General features: G+C 63.8%; 13 protein-coding genes. 9 read left to right on the plus strand and 4 right to left on the minus strand.

Annotated features, from left to right (window positions below; all coding sequences use genetic code 11):
* The first annotated feature begins 15 nt into the window (after window positions 1-15).
* A complete protein-coding gene (locus OSW16_RS01605) occupies window positions 16-987 on the plus strand; it encodes a thymidylate synthase (RefSeq protein WP_267820256.1) in 972 nt (323 codons plus the stop codon).
* A gap of 41 nt (window positions 988-1,028) precedes the next feature.
* Here the strand turns inward: OSW16_RS01605 and cadR are convergent, their stop codons facing one another.
* A complete protein-coding gene (cadR, locus tag OSW16_RS01610; RefSeq protein WP_241805054.1) occupies window positions 1,029-1,472 on the minus strand; it encodes a cadmium resistance transcriptional regulator CadR in 444 nt (147 codons plus the stop codon).
* An 82-nt stretch (window positions 1,473-1,554) separates the two neighbouring features.
* On the opposite strand from cadR, the gene OSW16_RS01615 reads away from it, so the two are divergent.
* The 6 genes from OSW16_RS01615 to OSW16_RS01640 all read left to right on the plus strand — a co-directional run bounded on the left by OSW16_RS01615 (window position 1,555) and on the right by OSW16_RS01640 (window position 9,323).
* The gene (locus OSW16_RS01615) at window positions 1,555-3,801 is read left to right on the plus strand and encodes a heavy metal translocating P-type ATPase (RefSeq protein WP_267820259.1); all 2,247 of its coding nucleotides are present in this window, start codon (window positions 1,555-1,557) and stop codon (window positions 3,799-3,801) included.
* A gap of 123 nt (window positions 3,802-3,924) precedes the next feature.
* Entirely contained in the window at window positions 3,925-4,794 is an 870-nt protein-coding gene (locus OSW16_RS01620) for a LysR substrate-binding domain-containing protein (RefSeq protein WP_267820261.1), read from the plus strand.
* A gap of 116 nt (window positions 4,795-4,910) precedes the next feature.
* Window positions 4,911-5,969, plus strand: coding sequence for a putative 2-aminoethylphosphonate ABC transporter ATP-binding protein (locus tag OSW16_RS01625; protein WP_267820263.1), 1,059 nt, complete (start codon window positions 4,911-4,913; stop codon window positions 5,967-5,969).
* Between the two features lies 1 nt (window position 5,970).
* A complete protein-coding gene (locus tag OSW16_RS01630) occupies window positions 5,971-7,686 on the plus strand; it encodes a putative 2-aminoethylphosphonate ABC transporter permease subunit (protein WP_241805058.1) in 1,716 nt (571 codons plus the stop codon).
* Between the two features lie 30 nt (window positions 7,687-7,716).
* The gene (locus OSW16_RS01635; protein WP_267820265.1) at window positions 7,717-8,742 is read left to right on the plus strand and encodes a putative 2-aminoethylphosphonate ABC transporter substrate-binding protein; all 1,026 of its coding nucleotides are present in this window, start codon (window positions 7,717-7,719) and stop codon (window positions 8,740-8,742) included.
* A gap of 17 nt (window positions 8,743-8,759) precedes the next feature.
* A complete protein-coding gene (locus tag OSW16_RS01640; RefSeq protein WP_267820268.1) occupies window positions 8,760-9,323 on the plus strand; it encodes a phosphonate degradation HD-domain oxygenase in 564 nt (187 codons plus the stop codon).
* 49 nt (window positions 9,324-9,372) lie between these two features.
* Here OSW16_RS01640 and OSW16_RS01645 read toward each other — a convergent pair whose 3' ends face one another.
* Complete coding sequence (locus OSW16_RS01645; protein WP_267820270.1) at window positions 9,373-10,737, minus strand: GTPase/DUF3482 domain-containing protein; 1,365 nt, start codon at window positions 10,735-10,737, stop codon at window positions 9,373-9,375.
* Window positions 10,730-12,121 carry a DUF2868 domain-containing protein gene (locus OSW16_RS01650; RefSeq protein WP_267820272.1) on the minus strand — a complete coding sequence of 464 codons (1,392 nt, stop codon included), beginning with the start codon at window positions 12,119-12,121 and terminating at the stop codon, window positions 10,730-10,732. The genes OSW16_RS01645 and OSW16_RS01650 overlap by 8 nt, the downstream gene beginning before the upstream one ends.
* 54 nt (window positions 12,122-12,175) lie before the next feature.
* Between OSW16_RS01650 and OSW16_RS01655 the strand changes: the two genes are divergently transcribed.
* Window positions 12,176-12,694, plus strand: coding sequence for a dihydrofolate reductase (locus OSW16_RS01655; RefSeq protein ID WP_267820274.1), 519 nt, complete (start codon window positions 12,176-12,178; stop codon window positions 12,692-12,694).
* Between the two features lie 32 nt (window positions 12,695-12,726).
* On the opposite strand, the gene OSW16_RS01660 is transcribed toward OSW16_RS01655, so the two are convergent.
* Window positions 12,727-14,118 (minus strand): L-cystine transporter, encoded by a 1,392-nt coding sequence (locus OSW16_RS01660; RefSeq protein ID WP_241805064.1) that lies wholly within the window; start codon window positions 14,116-14,118, stop codon window positions 12,727-12,729.
* Window positions 14,119-14,359: 241 nt separating this feature from the next.
* On the opposite strand from OSW16_RS01660, the gene OSW16_RS01665 reads away from it, so the two are divergent.
* A complete protein-coding gene (locus OSW16_RS01665; RefSeq protein ID WP_267820276.1) occupies window positions 14,360-15,415 on the plus strand; it encodes a haloacid dehalogenase-like hydrolase in 1,056 nt (351 codons plus the stop codon).
* The last annotated feature ends 54 nt before the right edge of the window (window positions 15,416-15,469 follow it).

Below are 15,469 nucleotides of genomic sequence, written 5' to 3' on the forward strand. Positions count from 1 at the left end.
TGCTACAGGTAAGCCATGAAACAGTATCTGGACCTGGTCCGTGACGTCATCGAAAACGGCACTCTGCAGGAAAACCGCACGGGCATCCGCACCATTAGCCTGCCAGGCGCCATGCTGCGTTTCGACCTGCAGAAGGGCTTCCCGGCCATCACCACGCGCAAGCTGGCATTCAAGTCCGCCATCGGCGAGATGGTCGGCTTCCTGCGTGGCGTGAAGAACGCGGGTGAATTCCGTGAGCTGGGCTGCAAGGTGTGGGATCAGAACGCCAACGAGAACGCCCAGTGGTTGGCCAACCCGTTCCGCCAGGGCCATGACGACCTCGGCGAGATCTACGGTGTGCAGTGGCGCCAGTGGCCGGGTTACAAGCGCATCCCGCTGAGCAATCCGGCTGCGATCGAAATGGCCGAGAAAGCGGGCTTTCGCAGGATTGCCCAGGACGAAGAAGATGGCCAGGCGTTCGTCGTCCTGTACAAGGCCATCGACCAGGTGCGTCAGTGCCTGGACACCATCGCCAACGACCCGGGCAGCCGCCGCATCCTGTTCCACGGCTGGAACTGCGCGCAGCTGGACGAAATGGCGCTGCCGCCCTGCCATCTGCTGTACCAGTTCCACCCGAACGTGCAGACCAGGGAAATCTCACTGACGCTGTACATCCGCTCCAACGACTTGGGCCTGGGCACGCCGTTCAACCTCACCGAAGGTGCGGCGCTGCTGTCGCTGTTCGGCCGCCTGACCGGTTACACGCCGCGCTGGTTCACGTACTTCATTGGCGATGCCCATGTGTACGAAAACCATCTGGACATGCTCAATGAGCAACTCAAGCGTGAACCGCTGCAAGCGCCGAAGCTGGTGATCAGCAACCGCGTGCCTGCCTTTGCCGAGACGGGCAAGTATGAGCCTGAGTGGCTGGAGAAGATCGAACCGAGCGATTTCAGCCTGGAAGGCTATGAGCACCATGCACCGATGACGGCGCCAATGGCGGTCTGATTCACGCGAATGCCGAGGGCTGCACAGCAGCCCCCACGGCTTCAATGGCCGTGGCTGCGCCCCACGTGCGAATGCTCTGAATCCGGCACGGATACAGCCCCGTTCACTTCCAAACGCTGCAAGATCGCGCATTCCTCTCCCTGCTCACTGCACCGCCGGCGTAATTCCACCAGTTGCTCCTGCAATGCCACCAGTCCATCGATCCGCGCCTGCACGTGTTCGATATGTTCGTCGATCAACGCATTCACGCTGCCACATGAACCCGTCGGGCTGTCACGCAGGCGCAAAAGGCTGCGGATCTCGTCCAGGGTCATGTCCAAGGTGCGGCAGTTGCGGATGAAGGTCAGCCGCTCGACATGGGCTTGGGTATACAACCGGTAATTACCGTCGGTACGTGCAGGCTCCGGCAGCAGCTGTTCACGCTCGTAATAACGGATGGTCTCCACTGCACAGTCGGTGGCTTTGGCCAGTTCTCCGATTTTCATGGCGAATCTCCAACAGGTGGCTTGACCCTATAGTGGCTACAGGGTGTTCACTTGGCAACAGGTGCTCACTAAGGATGACCCCATGAACCAGCCTGTCAGCCACGAACACGTGCATGACCATGACCACGTCAACGCCAGTAAACGCCATTGCCACGACGCCCATGCACACAGTTGCTGCGGGTCCCGTGCGGCACCTGCGTTTGTGCAACTGAGCGAAAAGGCCAGTGGTCAGGCCCGTCTCAGCCGCTTTCGCATACAAGCCATGGACTGCCCGACAGAACAGACCCTGATCCAGGACAAGCTCGGCAAGCTGGCCGGCATCGAGCAGCTGGAGTTCAACCTGATCAACCGCGTACTGGGCGTGCGCCACACCCTGGAGGGCACTACTGAGATCGAGCGGGCCATCGAAAGCCTGGGTATGAAGGCAGAACCGCTGGCTGCAGAGGATGAGGGTGGCGCCTTTGCGCCAGCCAAGACTCGCTGGTGGCCATTGGCATTGTCCGGCGTCGCGGCGATCGCCGCCGAAATAATCCATTTCAGCGCCTTGGCGCCTGAGTGGGTGGTAGCCGCGCTGGCGCTGGCCGCGATCCTTGGCTGTGGCCTGGGCACCTACAAGAAGGGCTGGATTGCCCTGAAGAACCGCAACCTGAACATCAACGCGCTGATGAGCATTGCCGTGACCGGTGCCGTGCTGGTCGGCCAATGGCCTGAGGCGGCCATGGTCATGGTGCTGTTCACCCTCGCCGAACTGATCGAGGCGCGTTCACTTGACCGTGCACGCCATGCCATCAGTGGCCTGATGCAGCTTACGCCGGACATGGCCACGGTGCAGCAGGCTGACGGCCAATGGCGGGAGGCCCCGGTGCGCGATGTGGCGATCGGTGCCCTCGTGCGCGTGCGCCCCGGTGAGCGTATCGGCCTGGACGGGGAGGTGGTCAGTGGGCAATCCAGCGTCGATCAGGCGCCGATCACCGGCGAGAGCCTGCCCGTGGAAAAGGCCCCTGGCGACAAGTTGTTCGCCGGTACCATCAACCAGGCCGGCGCGCTCGAGTACCGGGTAACGGCCGTGGCGGGGCATTCCACATTGGCCCGTATCGTCAAGGCCGTGGAGGAGGCGCAGGGCGCCCGCGCGCCTACTCAACGTTTCGTCGATACCTTCTCGCGCATCTACACACCTGTGGTTTTCGCCCTGGCTTTGGCCGTAGCGCTCATCCCGCCGCTGCTGATGGCCGGCGCCTGGTTCGACTGGGTCTACCGCGCTTTGGTGCTGCTGGTGGTGGCCTGCCCCTGTGCCTTGGTGATTTCCACGCCGGTGACCATTGTAAGTGGCCTGGCGGCTGCGGCGCGCAAGGGGATCCTGATCAAAGGTGGCGTGTACCTGGAAGGGGGGCGCAAGCTGGATTTCCTGGCCCTGGACAAAACCGGCACCCTTACCCACGGCAAACCGGTGCAGACCGATACCAAGGTGCTCGACCCTTTGTTCGAAGGCCGCGCCCAGGCACTGGCGGCAAGCCTGGCCGAGCGTTCAGACCACCCGGTAGCGGCTGCCATCGCCCAGTTCGCCAGGGCGCAGGGGCTTGAACTGAGTGAGGTCAGCGGGTTCGCTGCGTTGGCCGGGCGCGGTGTGCGCGGTGATATCGATGGCGAAACCTATCACCTGGGTAACCATCGTTTGGTCGAAGAGCTGGGCCTGTGCTCACCGCAGCTCGAAGCGCAGCTGGACCAACTCGAGCGTCAAGGCAAGACGGTGGTGCTGTTGCTCGACCGCTCTGGCCCGTTGGCGCTGTTCGCCGTTGCCGACACGGTCAAGGACAGCAGCCGCGAGGCCATCGCCGACTTGCATGCGCTTGGCATCAAGACAGTCATGCTGACCGGCGACAATCCTCACACTGCCCAGGCCATCGCTACCCAGGTCGGTATCGACCGCGCCGAAGGCAACTTGCTCCCTGCCGACAAACTGAGCACGATCGAGCAGCTCTACGCCCAGGGGCACCGGGTTGGCATGGTCGGTGATGGCATCAACGACGCGCCGGCGCTGGCCCGCGCCGAGATCGGTTTTGCCATGGCGGCTGCCGGTACCGACACCGCCATCGAGACCGCCGATGTGGCACTGATGGATGACGACTTGCGCAAAATCCCGGCCTTCGTCAGGCTGTCGCGGCAAAGTGCGGCGATCCTGAAGCAGAACATCGTTCTGGCGTTGGGTATCAAGGCCATCTTCCTGGCGTTCACCTTTGCCGGCATGGCAACGTTGTGGATGGCAGTGTTCGCCGACATGGGCGTAAGCCTGCTGGTGGTGTTCAACGGTCTGCGCCTGTTGCGCAAGTAGCAGCTGCAAGCGGCGAGCTGCAAGCGGCAAGCTGATCGAGGTGGAATCGAGATCTATGAAACTACACAGTACTGCCTTAGCTTGCGGCTTGCAGCTTGGCGCTTGCCGCTGCGGAGCCCCGCAATGCTGAGTGCCGAGCTCAAAGCCTTCTACATGGTGGCCCGCCTGGGCAGCATCACCCTGGCGGCGAAGAAGCTTGGCCTGAGCCAGCCGACGGTGACCACCCAGATCCGCAACCTCGAAAGCCAGTACGCGGTGGAGCTGTTCTACCGCGGCGGGCGGCGCCTGGTGTTGAGCGAAGAGGGCGTGCGCCTGCTGCCGATGGTCAAGGCGCTGCTGCAACACGAAGCCGACATCGAGTTCGAACTGCGCAACAGCGGCCATGCCCAAGGCAACCTGCGCATCGCTGCCACCGCGCCGTATTACATCCTCGATCTGGTGAAGATTTTCCGTGAGCGCTTGCCACAGGTGGGCGTGGCCGTGGAGATCGGCAATTCGCAGCAAGTGCTGGAGATGCTGGAAGACTACCGCGTCGATCTCGCCGCCTCCTCACAGTTGCTGGAAGATGCGCGCCTGGTCAGGCGCGTGCTGGGTACGGATCCGCTGGTAGTGGCGGTGCACCGCAATCACCCGCTGGCGCACCGTCAGGTGGTCTCGATCGAGGTGGTGGCGGGGCAATGCCTGCTGATGCGCGAAAAAGGCTCGACCACGCGCAAGCTCACCGAAGAAATGATGCAAGGCGCTGGGGTGAAGGCCGAAGCGGTGCTGGAAATCGGTAGCCGCGAGTCGATCCGTGAGGCGGTGCTGCGTAATATCGGCATCAGCGTGATCGCCCGGCACGAGGTGCCGCACAATCCGGAGCTGCGGGTGCTGACCCTGGAAGACGCGCCGGTGATGCACGAGTACCTGTATTGCCTGAAAGAAAGACGCCAGGCCCGCTTGCCGGCAGCCTTCCTCGGGGTAGCGCAGGAAGTGGTGGGGTCGCAGTTCTAGCCAGCAACGCCACTACAAAATCTGCCTATACCACTATCGCCCGCTTTTGCCTCACCGCCACAGAACCTTCGCACAGCCTTCCTAGCATGGCCACATCTGCTCGATGAGGCTTTGCCATGAACCACGCCACCCCAGGCGCACACATGAAAGTGCGCGGTATTCACAAGCGCTTTGGCGCCTTCACGGCGCTGAACGATGTCTCCCTGGACGTCGCTGCGGGCGAACTGGTCTGCCTGCTCGGCCCCTCGGGCTGTGGCAAGACCACGCTGCTGCGCTGCATCGCCGGCCTCGAGCGCCAGGACCGTGGTGAGCTGTTCATTGGCGAGCGTGACATCTCCGAACTGCCGCCACAGGCGCGTGATTACGGCATCCTGTTCCAGTCCTACGCGCTGTTCCCCAACCTCACTGTCGAAGCCAACATCGCCTACGGGCTGACCGGCAGCGGCCGGGATGCAAGCCGCCAGCGTGTGGGCCAGATGCTTGAAATGGTCGGCCTGACCGGCAGCGAAAAGAAATACCCTGGCCAGCTATCCGGCGGCCAGCAGCAGCGCGTGGCCCTGGCCCGTGCGTTGGCGCCGTCGCCTTCGCTGTTGTTGCTCGATGAGCCGATGTCGGCTCTGGACGCGCGAGTGCGTGAGCACCTGTGCACCGAATTGCGCCAGCTGCAGCGCCAATTGGGCATCACCACCCTGATGGTCACCCACAACCAGGACGAAGCCATGCTCATGGCTGACCGCATTGCGGTGATGAACAACGGCCAGGTCGAGCAGTACGCCACGCCGCAGGAAATCTACGATCAGCCCGCCACACCGTTTGTCGCCGAATTCGTCGGGCAGGGCAACTGGCTGCCGTTCCAACGCACGGGCGACAGCTCCGCCCAGGTCGGCGGCATCAGCATGCGTCTGGCATCGGGGGCGCCGCGAGCCAGCAGTGGCCGGTTGTTCTGCCGCCCGGAGGCGATCACCGTCAACCCGGTGGTGCATGAGGAAAACCTGTTCCCGGCCAAGGTCCGCGAGATCACCTTCCTCGGCAACCGCTGCCGCATGAGCTTCGAGCTCCAGGCCTTGCCGGGCCACGCCCTGCTCGCCGAGCTGGCGCCAGAAGCCATGCCGCGTCTGGGCTCGCAGGACATCTGGGTGGCGCTGCCGCCGCAGAGCCTGCAGGTGTTTGCCTGAGATGGGCGCGTCAATGTCGCTGCCGCTCACCCAGGCCAAGCGCGGTGATGTCGCCTTGGGGGACCGCCTGTTCGTCGTCGGTGGCAAAAGCCTGCTGCTGTTCATGCTGCTGCTTGCGGTGCTGATGCCATTGCTGGCGATCTTCTGGCGTGGCTTCAGTGGCGATGCCGGCCAGGGCGGTGGCCTGCACGCGGCCCGTGAGCTGTTCGCCAGCGCGAATTTCCACTGGCTGCTCGGTAACAGCCTGTCGGTGGCCCTGACCGTTGCCGCGATCGTGATCCCGCTGGCCTACCTGTTCGCTTACGCCTTGCAACGCACGCTGATCCCGGCCAAGGGCCTGTGGCGGGGGATTTCGCTGTTGCCGTTATTGGCGCCTTCCATGCTGCCAGCCATTGCCCTGGTGTATCTGTTCGGCAACCAGGGCCTGCTGCGTGGGCTGCTCAGCGACAATATCTATGGCTTCTGGGGCATCGTCCTCGGTGAGGCCATCTACACCTTCCCGCATGCGCTGATGATCCTGCTGTCGGCCTTGTCGCTGGCCGATGCGCGGCTGTTCGACGCTGCCTCCAGCATGGGCGCCGGGTCGTGGCGGGCGTTTTGCAGCATCACCTGGCCGGCCACGCGCCAGGCCGTGTTCGCGGCCTTCTGCCTGGTGTTCACCCTGACCATCACCGATTTCGGTGTGCCGGTGGTTGTCGGTGGCGACTACCAGGTGCTGGCTCTGGAGGCTTACAAAGCGGTCGTAGGCCAGCAGCAATTTGGCCGTGGTGCATTGATCGGCATGGTGCTGCTGGTGCCGGCGTTGCTCAGCTTCGCGGTGGACGCCTGGCTGCGTCGTCGCCAGGGCGAGTCCATGAACGGCCGCGCCCAGGTGTTCGAGCCCAAGCCGTCGCGCGGCCGCGATGCCTGCTACCTGGCCATCGTCGTGCTGGTGTGCGTGGCGCTGGTGGGGGTGATCGGCATGGCGGTGTACTCGTCGCTGGTGACCTTCTGGCCCTACAACATGACCCTGTCGTTCAAGCATTACATGTTCGAGGACACCGCAGGGGGCGGCTGGCTGGCGTATCGCAACAGCGTGACCATGGCCCTCGGCACCGCCCTGATCGGCAGCATCGTGATCTTCGCCGGTGCCTACCTGATGGAGAAAACCCCGGGGCAGCGCCTGCTCAATCAGGCACTGCGCCTGCTCAGCTTCATTCCCATGGCGGTGCCCGGGCTGGTGCTGGGCCTGGGTTACGTCTTCTTCTTCAACCTCAATGGCAACCCACTGCATGTGTTCTACGGCGGCATGGGGCTGCTGGTGGTATGCACCATCGCCCATTACCTGACCACCGCGCAGATGACCGCCACCACCGCGCTACGCCAGCTCGATGGCGAGTTCGAGGCCGCCGCGCTGTCGCTCAAGGCACCGCTGTACAAGCACTTCGTGCGGGTCACCGTGCCGATCTGCCTGCCTGCGCTGCTGGACATCATCCGCTACCTGTTCGTCTCGGCGATGACCACCGTTTCGGCGGCGATTTTCCTCTACAGCCCGGACACCATCCTCGCCGCCGTCGCCGTGCTGAACATGGACGATGCCGGCAACGTGGGTGGCGCTGCCGCCATGTCGACCTTGATCCTGCTGACCAGCGCCGCTGCATCCCTGCTGCTGGCCGGTGCTTCCCGCGGCCTGCTGCGCCGCTCCCAGGCCTGGCGCCAGCGCGCGCCTGGCCATTGACCGACTGCCCACTCTGATAGGAACCGCATCATGTTCAAGCCCCTTGCACTTGCCGCTGCCGTATCCGCTGTATTCAGCCTGCAGGCCTCGGCCGCCAGCACGCAGCTGACCGTCTACACCGCCCTGGAAGCCGAGCAGCTCAGGAGCTACAAGCAGGCCTTCGAAAAGGCCAACCCGGACATCGAGATCAAGTGGGTGCGTGACTCCACCGGCATCATCACCGCCAAGCTGCTGGCCGAGAAAGACCGCCCGCAGGCCGATGCAGTGTGGGGGCTGGCGGCTTCCAGCCTGGCCATCCTCGACCAGAACGGCATGCTCGAAGCCTATGCACCGAAAGATCTGGGCAAGATCTCCGCTAACTACCGTGACGCGGCCAACCCGCCAGCCTGGGTCGGCATGGACGTTTGGGCCGCGACGATCTGCTTCAACACCATCGAGGCTCAGAAGCAAGGCCTGAGCAAGCCGGTGAGCTGGCAGGACCTGACCAAGCCGGAGTACAAGGGCAAGATCGTGATGCCGAACCCGGCGTCGTCCGGTACCGGCTTCCTGGATGTGAGCGCGTGGCTGCAGACCTTTGGCGAGCCGCAAGGCTGGGCTTACATGGACGCGCTGCACCAGAACATCGGCCAGTACGTCCATTCCGGCTCCAAGCCGTGCAAGCTGGCAGCGGCGGGCGAGTTCCCGATCGGTATATCGTTCGAGTACCCGGCCGTGCAGCTCAAGCGCCAGGGCGCACCTCTGGACATCGTCCTGCCGAAAGAAGGGCTAGGCTGGGAAATCGAGGCGACCGCGCTGATCAAGGGCTCGCCAAAGGTTGAAGCCGCCAAGCGTCTGGCCGACTTCTCGGCAAGCCCGGCGGCGATGGAGCTGTACAAGGAGAACTTCGCCGTGCTCGCCGCACCAGGCATTGCCAAACCGCAGACTGAACTCCCGGCCGACTATGAGCAGCGCCTGATCAAGAACGACTTTGCCTGGGCCTCGAAGAACCGTGACCAGATCCTGGCCGAGTGGCGCAAGCGTTATGATGGCAAGTCGGAGAAAGTAGCGCAGCAGTAACCCGAGGAAGCCATTGGATGACCACGCCAGTCCAGATTATCGACCACACGTTTGCCCTGTATGACCGCCACGGCAGCGACGACTACATCGGCGAAGCCATCACCCAGCTGGAGCACATGTCCCAGGCTGCGCAATTGGCCATGGAAGAAGGCTTCGACGACGACGTGGTGCTGGCCGCGTTCTTCCACGATATTGGCCACCTGTGTGGCGGTGAAGGCGACATGGGCGGTTATGGCGTGGTCAGCCACGAGCGCATCGGCGCTGAATACCTGCGCCGTTGCGGTTTTGGCGAGCGCATGGCGCGGCTGGTGGAGTATCACGTCGAGGCCAAGCGTTATCTGACGCTGCGCAAGCCGGGTTATTACACCCTGCTGAGCGAGGCCAGTCGGCGGACGCTTGAATATCAGGGGGGCGTGATGACTGAAGCGCAGGCGGATGCCTTTGAGCGGGATCCGCTGTTCTGCGTGAGTTTGCGCATGCGGGAATGGGATGAGCGGGCCAAGGAGGTTGGCGTGCCAGTGATTGATCTGGCGGCATTGAAACGCAAGGCGTTGGCGTTGCTTCAAATGGATGCTGCCTGAGCAGGCTCCTTTTCGGGGAAAGCCCGCGAATAGGGCCTGCCAGGCACCCTCAAATCTGCAAAACCAGCGCCTCCAGCTGCTCCTGCCGCTCAGGCTGATTCACCCGCGCCCCAGGGTTGAGCGTGGACCACTGCGGATGTGCCCTGGCCTTGCTCAAGGCCTCGGGTAGCTTGCCTTCGCGCCAGGCCTTTTCATCCAGCTCACCGAGGCGAATGCTGTTCTGCGCCGCATGCCCGCGGCTGTCCAGCGCAACCATCAACTGCTGCTGACGCAACGCCAGCAAGCGCAGCACGGTATCGTCCACGGTCAGTTCGCGCTGGCCCTTCAACTTCCCCAGCAATCTAGCGCCATAATTGCGCGCAGTCTGCAGCGCGCCTCCGGCAATGGCGCCGGCCAGTGCTGCAGCACCTAGCGTGATACCACCGACCAGCAAATCGACGCCGGCACCGGCCGCGGCACCCGCCGCCACGCCGCTGCCCAGGCGCACGCCGAGCAGCTTCAGGGTTTCGGGGTTGAACAAGTCATCGCCCCAGCGCCCATCCAGCAACGGCAGATCCCCGGCATTGGCATCCTCGCGGCGGAACGCATAGAGCTTGAGCAACGCCTCTACACAACGCTGCTCACGTTGGCGTACGTCCTGGCGCAGCGCTTCGATAGCCTTGGCCTCGGCTGCCGGTTCGGCTGCAACGCTGCGCCGGCAAGCGGCGCAGTCCAGCAGCAACTCGGCGATCAGCCGCTTGCCGCTTTGCTGGCGAGCGATGCGCTGCGCCTGTTGGTCGTCGATCAACCGCTGCAGCGCTGGGCGGGCGTCCTCCAGCAGCAAGGCCAGGCTTTCGTAAAGGCGACGCTCGCCGTCTTCCGGGGGCGCCACGCTGTCGAACCGCACCAGCGCATGCAGGCCCAGGCGGGCCAGGGCATCACGCCATTCGGGTTCACGATGCTGGCTGCTGGCGACGAAGTTGAGCACCGGCAACAGCGGTTTGCCGCAACTGGCCAGTACTTCCAGTTCATCGCGGTATTTGGCCAGCACCGGCTCGCGGGCATCGATCACATACAGGCCGGCGTTGCTGGCCAGCAACTGGCGCAGCACCTTGGCCTCCTGCTCGAAGCGCTGGCGCGCCTCGCTGCCTTGCAGAAACCGCTCCAGGCGTGCCGGGCCGTCGAGGCGCTCGCCCGGGCGCTCCAGGCGCTCCAGGTAATCGAGCAGGGCGATGGCATCTTCCAGGCCCGGGGTGTCGTAGAGTTCGAGCAGCGCTTGGCCGTCCACCGACAGGCGTGCGCCTTCGACGTGGCGGGTAGTGCTTGGGCGATGGGACACCTCGCCGAATCCTACATCGCGGGTAAGCGTGCGCAGCAACGAGGTCTTGCCGACATTGGTGTGGCCGACCACGGCCAGTTTCAGCGGCTCAGTCATGGCCATGCTCCAGCCAGGTCAGCGGTGAGGTGTCAGCGTGAGGCAGGCCGAGGCGCTCCAGTGCTTCGTGCCAGTCGCCCAGGCGCTCGGCGTCCAGGGCCTGGCCGGGTTCCGCCTGCAGCAACCAGATGCGCGTGGCGCCGGCATTGCGTGCCAGTTCGGCCAGCAGCGCGAGGCTGCCACGGTCCGGCGAACGGCGCGGGTCGCAGGCGATCGCCAGGCGCGCCGGGGGGAAGCGGCTGAGCTGTTCGAGCAGGCGGTTGCGCGACTCGCGGCTGTCGAGCACACCCGCGTCGGTCACGCCCTTGCTCAGGGCAGGGGGCCACGGGCGCTGGTCGTCCAGTTCCAGCCCGACCAACAGGGCGCCGCTGCTGCCGGAATCCAATTGGCCAGCCTGGAATTGGGGCAGGGAGTGGGGCGCCGTATCTTGCACGCCGATACGTTCGCTGCGCGGCATCAACGCTTCACGCAGTTGCGCATAGCCTGGCAGGCTGAGGTCCAGGGCCAGGCGTTGGCCGCCCTGGCGCCAGCGCCACAGGCACAGCCCGGCCAACAGCACACGGGGCAGCAGGCCATACACCAGCACCACGCCGAGCAGCCAGCTGGCCCACGCCTGGCGGGCGATGTCGAGGGCGGGCAGGGTGTCGCCGCTGAGGCGGATCATGCTCTCGTCCGGCACGGCGAAGCCGAGCAGCGAGGGCAGGGCGCCGAGGGCCTGGGTCAGGTTGACGAAGGGGTCGGCAGCGAGCAGCGTGGTCTCCCAGACGAAGCCATAGCGCCGGGTGGCGAGTAGTGCCAGCAACAGCGCCAGCGCGCTGAGCATGGCCAGCGTCCACAAGCTGTGGACCAGCAGGCCAAGCAGCCAGCGGTTCAGGCGCTCGCGTTGCAGCAGCACCAGCAGCGCCGGGGCCAGGTGCGCGGCCTTGGCATCGCGGGCGAAGCGTTCGCTCAGCCACAACCACAGCCGCCCTAGGTTGGCGCCGTGTTCGCCGCTCAGCACCAGGCCTGCGGCCCATCCCAGCAGCATCAGCAGGTTCAGCCCGAGCAGGCTGCCCAGCGCCCAGAAGACGTTGACCGGGCGTTGCCCGTCGCCCAAGGCGGCAAAGGCCATGCCGGCGCCACTGACGACGGCCAGCAGCGTCAACGCCAGCAGCGCCAGGCGTGCGCCTTGCTTCCAGCGCTGCAAGGCGGTGCTGATGCCATCGCGTTCCGCCAGGAACATTGCGCGTGCTTCGATGCGCGCGGCCAGGTCGCCCCCGTGCTGGCGGGCGTGGCGGTTGGCTTCCTGGTCTTCCAGGGGGCCGGCGTGTTCCTCGCGCAGGCGTATCGCTTCGGTGAGCCAGCGCTTGTCCAGTGGAGTCGGTCCAGTCACAAGGTCTTCCATTGCACGGTTCAGGGCGCAAGCATAACCCACTGCGGGTTTGCTATCCTCGCCGGCATGACTACCTCACTCCCTCTCAGCCTGATTGCGGCGCTCGCCGAGAACCGCGTGATCGGCATCGACAACTCCATGCCCTGGCACTTGCCGGGGGACTTCAAGTACTTCAAGGCCACCACCTTGGGCAAGCCGATCATCATGGGCCGCAAGACCTGGGATTCGCTCGGCCGGCCGTTGCCAGGGCGCCTGAACCTGGTGGTCAGCCGCCAGCCGGGCCTGGTGCTGGCCGGCGCCGAAGTGTTCGCCTCGCTGGAAGATGCGCTGCTGCGCGCCGAACAATGGGCGCGTGAGCAAGGCGTCGATGAGCTGATGCTGATCGGCGGCGCGCAGTTGTATACCCAGGCGTTGGACAAAGGCCTGGTCAGCCGCATGTACCTGACCCGGGTGGAACTGGAGCCGCAAGGCGATGCCTGGTTCCCTGAGTTCGACAAGGGGCAATGGCGGCTGGCTTCGAGTGAGCCGCAGGCCGAACCGGACAAGCCTGCTTATCACTTCGAGGTGTGGCACAAGCGTGGTTGAAAGGGGGGCTGCAGCAGCGGCCCCCCTTCATTTCAGGAGTGGCTCAGCTCGGCGTGCTCATCGCCGGCCAGCACATCCTTGTCGGTTTCTTTGAGCAGTTGGCTGGTCACCACGCCCGCCGTCATCGACCCGTTCACGTTCAGCGCCGTGCGGCCCATGTCGATCAGCGGCTCGACTGAAATCAGCAGCGCCACCAGTTCCACTGGCAGGCCCATGGCCGGCAGTACGATCAGCGCCGCGAAGGTAGCACCACCGCCCACACCGGCAACGCCCGCTGAGCTCAGGGTGACGATCGCCACCAGGGTCGCGACCCACAGCGGGTCGAACGTATCGATGCCTACGGCCGGGGCTACCATTACCGCCAACATTGCCGGGTACAGGCCGGCGCAGCCGTTCTGGCCGATGGTGGTGCCGAACGATGCGCTGAAGCTGGCGATCGACTGCGGCACGCCCAGGCGGCGGGTTTGCGCTTCGATGTTCAGCGGGATGCTGGCGGCGCTGGAGCGGCTGGTGAAGGCGAAGGTCAGCACTGGCCAGACCTTGCGGAAGAAGCGCAGCGGGCTGACGCCGGTGGCGGCGAGGATGATGCCGTGCACCACGAACATCAGGCCCAGGCCGATGTACGACACCACCACGAAGCTGCCCAGTTTGAGGATGTCATCCAGGTTGGAGCTGGCCACGACCTTGGTCATCAGCGCCAGCACGCCATAGGGGGTGAGCTTCATCACCACGCGCACCAGGCGCATCACCCAGGCTTGCAGGGTGTCGATGGCCGACAAGGCCCGCTGGCCCTTTTCGGCATCGTCCTTGATCAGCTGCAACGCGGCCAGCCCGACGAACACGGCGAAGATCACCACGCTGATGATCGAGGTCGGTTTGGCCCGCGCCAGGTCGCCTACCGGGTTGCTGGGGATGAACGACAGCAGCAATTGCGGGATGTTGAGGTCGGCGACCTTGCCCGCGTAATCGCTGTGGATAACGTGCATGCGTGCACTTTCCTGGGCACCGGCGACCAGGCCTTCGGCGCTCAGGCCGAACAGGTTGGTCAGGACGATGCCGATCAGCGCAGCGATGGCGGTGGTCAGCAGCAGGGTGCCGATGCTCAGCACGCTGATGCGGCCCAGTGAAGAGGCATTGTGCAGGCGGGCCACGGCGCTGAGGATCGAGGCGAAGATCAGCGGCATGACGATCATCTGCAGCAAGCCGACGTAGCCGTTACCGACCAGGTCGAGCCAGCCGATGGTGGCTTTGAGGACCGGGTGGCCTGCACCGTAGATCGTGTGCAGCACCAAGCCGAAACCTACGCCCAGTGCCAGGCCCAGCAGGACTTTCTTGGCCAGGCTCCAGTCAGTATGGCGAGTTTGCGCCAGGCCCAGCAGCAAGGCCAGGAACACCAGCAGGTTGAGAGACAGCGGCAGGTTCATTGAAGCTCCAGGAAAAAGCAGAAGAGGCATCGCCTCTGTGAGCGATTGCGAACGGAAATGCTAACAGCCTGAAAACAAACGAATTTATACCCAAAAGTAATTGGATTAGTCGTTTATGGAATAACAGGCTGTCGCTAATAGCAATGAACACGACGTTTACCATTGTGTGAACGTCGTAGTGAAAGGGCGCACGGGTGGATTGTTGGTCTAGTTTTTCCCGGTCACTTCAGGAGATTGATATATGAAGTTTGCTCCGAAAGCCTTGGCCATCGGTTTGTCCCTGCTGTTCAGTATCGAAAGCGGAGCCACCGAGCTCAAGCATTGGCCAGCCGAGGCGGCCAAGCAGCTCGACGCGATGATCGCCGCCAATGCCAATAAGGGCAATTACGCGGTCTTCGACATGGACAACACCAGCTACCGCTACGACCTTGAAGAAGCCTTGCTGCCATTCATGGAGAACAAGGGCCTGCTGAGCCGTGAAAAGCTCGACCCCTCACTCAAGCTGATCCCGTTCAAAGACACCGAAGAGCACAAGGAAAGCCTGTTCAGTTATTACTACCGCCTGTGCGAAATCGACGACATGGTCTGCTACCCGTGGGTGGCTCAGGTGTTCTCGGGCTTCACACTGAAAGAGCTGAAAGTGCAGGTCGATGAGCTGATGGCGTCTGCCAAACCTATCCCCAGCACCTACTTTGACGGTGACCAGGTAAAAGCTATTGAGGTGCAACCCCCCAAGGTCTTCGCCGGCCAGGCCGAGCTTTACAACAAGCTGATGGAAAATGGCATCGAGGTGTATGTCATTTCGGCCGCCTCCGAAGAGCTGGTACGCATGGTGGCGTCCGACCCCAAGTATGGCTACAACGTGAAACCGCAGAACGTCATAGGCGTCAGCCTGCTGCTCAAGGACCGTACCAACGGCCACTTGACCACCGCACGCAAGCAGATCAGTGAAGGCAAGTACGATGCGACGGCCAACGCTGGCCTGGAACTGACCCCCTACCTATGGACGCCGGCGACATGGATGGCGGGCAAGCAAGCGGCGATCCTCACCTACATCGATGAGTGGAAGAAGCCGGTGCTGGTGGGGGGGGATACCCCGACCAGTGATGGCTACATGCAGTTTCATGGCGTGGACGTTGGCAAGGGCGGCATCCACCTGTGGATAAACCGCAAGGCCAAGTACATGGACCAGTTGAACGGGATGATCGCCAAAAACGCGGCGGCCCAGGCCAAGGCGGGGTTGCCGGTGACAGCAGACAAGAATTGGGTGGTGGTCACACCGGAGCAGATTCAATAGGCCATTGGGGCTGTGCAACGCCTCGCCGGCAGGCCAGCGCCCCGTACCTGTGGG

The sequence above is a fragment of the Pseudomonas putida genome, from assembly GCF_026625125.1.
In the GTDB taxonomy this organism is placed as follows: domain Bacteria; phylum Pseudomonadota; class Gammaproteobacteria; order Pseudomonadales; family Pseudomonadaceae; genus Aquipseudomonas; species Aquipseudomonas putida_X.

Excerpts from the sequence above, each read along its gene's own strand:
- OSW16_RS01605 (WP_267820256.1), top strand. The coding sequence starts at position 16 with ATGAAACAGTATCTGGACCTGGTCCGTGACGTCATCGAAAACGGCACT.
- cadR (WP_241805054.1), bottom strand. The coding sequence starts at position 1,472 with ATGAAAATCGGAGAACTGGCCAAAGCCACCGACTGTGCAGTGGAGACC.
- OSW16_RS01615 (WP_267820259.1), top strand. The coding sequence starts at position 1,555 with ATGAACCAGCCTGTCAGCCACGAACACGTGCATGACCATGACCACGTC.
- OSW16_RS01620 (WP_267820261.1), top strand. The coding sequence starts at position 3,925 with ATGCTGAGTGCCGAGCTCAAAGCCTTCTACATGGTGGCCCGCCTGGGC.
- OSW16_RS01625 (WP_267820263.1), top strand. The coding sequence starts at position 4,911 with ATGAACCACGCCACCCCAGGCGCACACATGAAAGTGCGCGGTATTCAC.
- OSW16_RS01630 (WP_241805058.1), top strand. The coding sequence starts at position 5,971 with ATGGGCGCGTCAATGTCGCTGCCGCTCACCCAGGCCAAGCGCGGTGAT.
- OSW16_RS01635 (WP_267820265.1), top strand. The coding sequence starts at position 7,717 with ATGTTCAAGCCCCTTGCACTTGCCGCTGCCGTATCCGCTGTATTCAGC.
- OSW16_RS01640 (WP_267820268.1), top strand. The coding sequence starts at position 8,760 with ATGACCACGCCAGTCCAGATTATCGACCACACGTTTGCCCTGTATGAC.
- OSW16_RS01645 (WP_267820270.1), bottom strand. The coding sequence starts at position 10,737 with ATGACTGAGCCGCTGAAACTGGCCGTGGTCGGCCACACCAATGTCGGC.
- OSW16_RS01650 (WP_267820272.1), bottom strand. The coding sequence starts at position 12,121 with ATGGAAGACCTTGTGACTGGACCGACTCCACTGGACAAGCGCTGGCTC.
- OSW16_RS01655 (WP_267820274.1), top strand. The coding sequence starts at position 12,176 with ATGACTACCTCACTCCCTCTCAGCCTGATTGCGGCGCTCGCCGAGAAC.
- OSW16_RS01660 (WP_241805064.1), bottom strand. The coding sequence starts at position 14,118 with ATGAACCTGCCGCTGTCTCTCAACCTGCTGGTGTTCCTGGCCTTGCTG.
- OSW16_RS01665 (WP_267820276.1), top strand. The coding sequence starts at position 14,360 with ATGAAGTTTGCTCCGAAAGCCTTGGCCATCGGTTTGTCCCTGCTGTTC.